Raw genomic sequence first — 3204 nt, 5'->3', positions numbered from 1 at the left:
CCTCGTGTTGAAAGTAGAAATCTACCACTTGTTGTTTAAATGTTTGGTTATATTTAGTCATAAAAAATCTGCACCTTTGTCTGTTGGATAATAAGTCCAACTTTTGGGGTGCAGATCAGAAATGCCTATGCTCAAAAATACTGTCTCTCCCCAATATGAAATCGAGATGATAAGTCTCGAACAACTCGTACCGAAAGACCACCTTGTCCGTAAAGTCGCTAAAGCCATCGATTTTGAATTCATTCGTGATGAAGTGGCGCATCTCTATTGCCATGACAACGGTCGCCCCGCAGTTGACCCAGTTCGTTTGTTCAAAATCATGTTACTCGGCTATCTTTTCGGCATTAAAAGCGAACGCCAGTTGGTGAAAGAAATTGAGGTCAACGTAGCTTACCGTTGGTTTTTGGGGATGAGCCTCACGGAAAAAGTGATAGATGCCAGTACCTTAAGCCAAAACCGCCTGCGCCGTTTTAATGGTACGGATGTATTTGAGCGTATTTTTACCCACATCGTTTGGCAAGCGATGGAAAAAGGCTTGGTTGGGGGTAAATATCTGTTTACTGACAGCACTCACTTGAAAGCCAGTGCCAATAAAAACAAAAAGCATAATGAAAAGCGAGAAGTTCGAGTGAGTCACTATATTGCTATGCTCAACGAAGATGTGGCAAAAGTGAGGGAAGCAAAGGGAAAAAAGCCGTTAAAGGCGAGTGAGAAAGCCGTCGAAGTCAAAGACACCAACGTGAGCAATACCGACCCTGAAAGCGGGTATATGCACCGAGATAACAAGCCCAAAGGTTTCTTCTATCTCGACCACCGCACAGTCGATGGTCAATGTGGGATTATTTTAGATACCTTTGCGACAGCAGGGAATGTCAATGACAGCCAACCCTATATCGCTCGTCTTGATGCGACCACAGACCGCTTTCGGTTCAAGCCCAAAGCGGTTGGGCTTGATGCAGGCTATTTTACCGCCCCTGTTGCCGAAAGCCTTGCTCGACGAGGCATTATTGGTGTATTTGGCTATCGTCGTCCCACTAAAGGCAAGAACCGCATAAGAAAAAGTGCGTTCCACTATAATGCTGAAACTGACAGTTACACGTGCCCCGCAGGACAATCGCTCAGCTACAGCACCACCACCCGAGAAGGTTATCACACTGCCAAACTTGCCCACTACGTTCACAGTGTACCCAAAACCAAAAAGCCGAACGCCTCATCACCAGGCATATCTACCAAGATGCTGTGGATAACGCCAATGCAGTGAGAGTATCGAGGCAGGGCAGAAAACTTTACCAACGCCGAGCGGAAACCGTAGAGCGCAGCTTTGCGGATGCCAAACAACATCACGGACATCGCTATGCTCGTTATAGAGGGTTAGCCAAAGTGCAAATGCAATGCTTCCTTGCGGCAATGGCACAAAATATCAAGAAAATTGCCCTGGTGGTATGGGCTATTTTGTCTTATTTATGGCGTCAATTTTACTTGTTTGAGGCAGGGGTAAAACAATCAGCGAAAATGACCGCTGGCACCATTATCTGAAAGGAAAAGCAAGAGAAAAGCAACAAAGTAAAAAAACAACCCCATTTTTATCAAATGATTTTGGAAAGATGGGTTTGTCAGCAGTCTGGGCGACATTACATTGTGTAATGTCGCTTTTTTATATCATCTAAAGTACCGCTTTTAAAACGCCATTCAGTACCATACTGAATGTAGATCTCTACTTGACGTAGAGATCTACATATAACAAGCACTGAAGAACCAATAAACAATATCGATATTTGTTCGGTATTTAATCAATTTAGATGGATCAGGATTTAAAAATGACAACTTTAAAAGAAGCGTATGATTTTATTGCGCCAACGGTGCAAGCGAAAATTGACATGCTTAAAGTAGAGCTTGAGGTAGCAGAACAAAAGGCAGTTATTTGTATTCATTACGATAAGGAGCTTATTGATAAAGCAATGCACAAAATCATCAAGGAGTATAAAAATTACTCTATTCAATATACGGTTGCTACTAATTGCTTAGAAATTACCATTAGCCGTTAATAAGTAAGGGGAAATAAACGATGAAAAAATTTATACAAATGCTTAGTGTAGCAATGTTAGCCTTAGGCGTGGTAAATACAGTTAGTGCAAAAGCGGCAACTACGGAAATGGTTGATGAAAAACTTTCTTGGAGTGAATTAAGAAGCATTTTAGAGAGTGAAGATTTAATGAGATTTCAAGCTCAACGTGAAGGTGTACAAATTTATGCAACGGGAGATAATGAAATATGGAAAAATCTAAATGTTCGTGTGTCTTCTGTTGGAGTAAGTCTTTTGAACTCTAGAATATTGTTTATAGCATATCTTCCTGAAACACAATGTAATGAAAAAACAATTACTGATTGGAATGGGCAGTTATTCGGGGCTTATATTATTAAAAATGGCAAGAATTGTAATCTAGTGACAACAATGAATTTAATTGGTGGTATAAGCAAAAATAATATCAAGTCAACGATAACGATATTTGCTGCTCTTGTTAAAAAAATATCTGTTCGTTGATAAGAATGAGTTTCTATAAGATAAGGATTTATAATGATGAACAAATTTGTACGAATGTTTGGTGCATTAATGTTGGCGTTTAGTGTGGTAAATGTGGTTAAAGCAGAGCCATTTACTGCACAAGTATTTGATGAAACCATCTCATTAAGTGAATTAAAAGCAGCGCTAGAGCATGACAATGTTCTAGAGACACATCATATAGACCCCAATAAGCCTGCACTTTTAGTTTTGTTGGGAAATTCATCTTTTTGGGAAGAAAGTAATATTAAACTGACTCAGCCTGTTGCTGTGATGTTGCATGATGATAAATATTTGCTCGTGGCAACTCAGACTAAAGAAAGTGTATGTGACGCCGTCAATAACAGGCAGAACTACACATCTTTATTTGCATCCAAAAGTAATGGTCACTGTAATTTAACGTACCCTATCTTACTATTCGGTGGTGTAACAGGGGATAATCTCCGAGCGAATGTGATAAATTTCATTGTCAATATACAGGCATTAATAAAAGAAATTTGATTTGGGTATTTGTTACTATTTCTGATATTAAATTCGCTCAAGCCATAAATAAATCATATTTTATAGTGGTTCATTTTGCTTTTGAAGAGATTGAACAATGACATTTTTAGATAAAAGAAACCTCATATCAATGATGATCTGCC

General features: G+C 39.3%; 3 protein-coding genes and 1 pseudogene. All 4 read left to right on the top strand.

Translation table 11 applies throughout. The features are described 5' to 3' along the window. Positions 1-127: 127 nt before the first annotated feature. Positions 128-1536: pseudogene (locus tag QV04_RS10795) on the top strand (IS1182 family transposase). A gap of 281 nt (positions 1537-1817) precedes the next feature. Further along, the gene (locus tag QV04_RS10790) at positions 1818-2045 is read left to right on the top strand and encodes a hypothetical protein (protein ID WP_039087600.1); all 228 of its coding nucleotides are present in this window, start codon (positions 1818-1820) and stop codon (positions 2043-2045) included. Positions 2046-2065: 20 nt separating this feature from the next. Next, positions 2066-2542, top strand: coding sequence for a hypothetical protein (locus QV04_RS10785; protein WP_065231695.1), 477 nt, complete (start codon positions 2066-2068; stop codon positions 2540-2542). A gap of 33 nt (positions 2543-2575) precedes the next feature. Continuing rightward, positions 2576-3061: a hypothetical protein gene (locus QV04_RS10780; protein WP_039087604.1), complete on the top strand. Its 486-nt coding sequence runs from the start codon at positions 2576-2578 to the stop codon at positions 3059-3061. Positions 3062-3204 lie beyond the last annotated feature (143 nt).

The organism is Gallibacterium genomosp. 1, assembly GCF_001678575.1.
Classification (GTDB): domain Bacteria; phylum Pseudomonadota; class Gammaproteobacteria; order Enterobacterales; family Pasteurellaceae; genus Gallibacterium.
The sequence above is the reverse complement of the archived record's forward strand: the minus strand, read 5'-3'. Positions and strand labels throughout refer to the sequence as shown.

Excerpts from the sequence above, each read along its gene's own strand:
- QV04_RS10785 (WP_065231695.1), top strand. The coding sequence starts at position 2,066 with ATGAAAAAATTTATACAAATGCTTAGTGTAGCAATGTTAGCCTTAGGC.
- QV04_RS10790 (WP_039087600.1), top strand. The coding sequence starts at position 1,818 with ATGACAACTTTAAAAGAAGCGTATGATTTTATTGCGCCAACGGTGCAA.
- QV04_RS10780 (WP_039087604.1), top strand. The coding sequence starts at position 2,576 with ATGATGAACAAATTTGTACGAATGTTTGGTGCATTAATGTTGGCGTTT.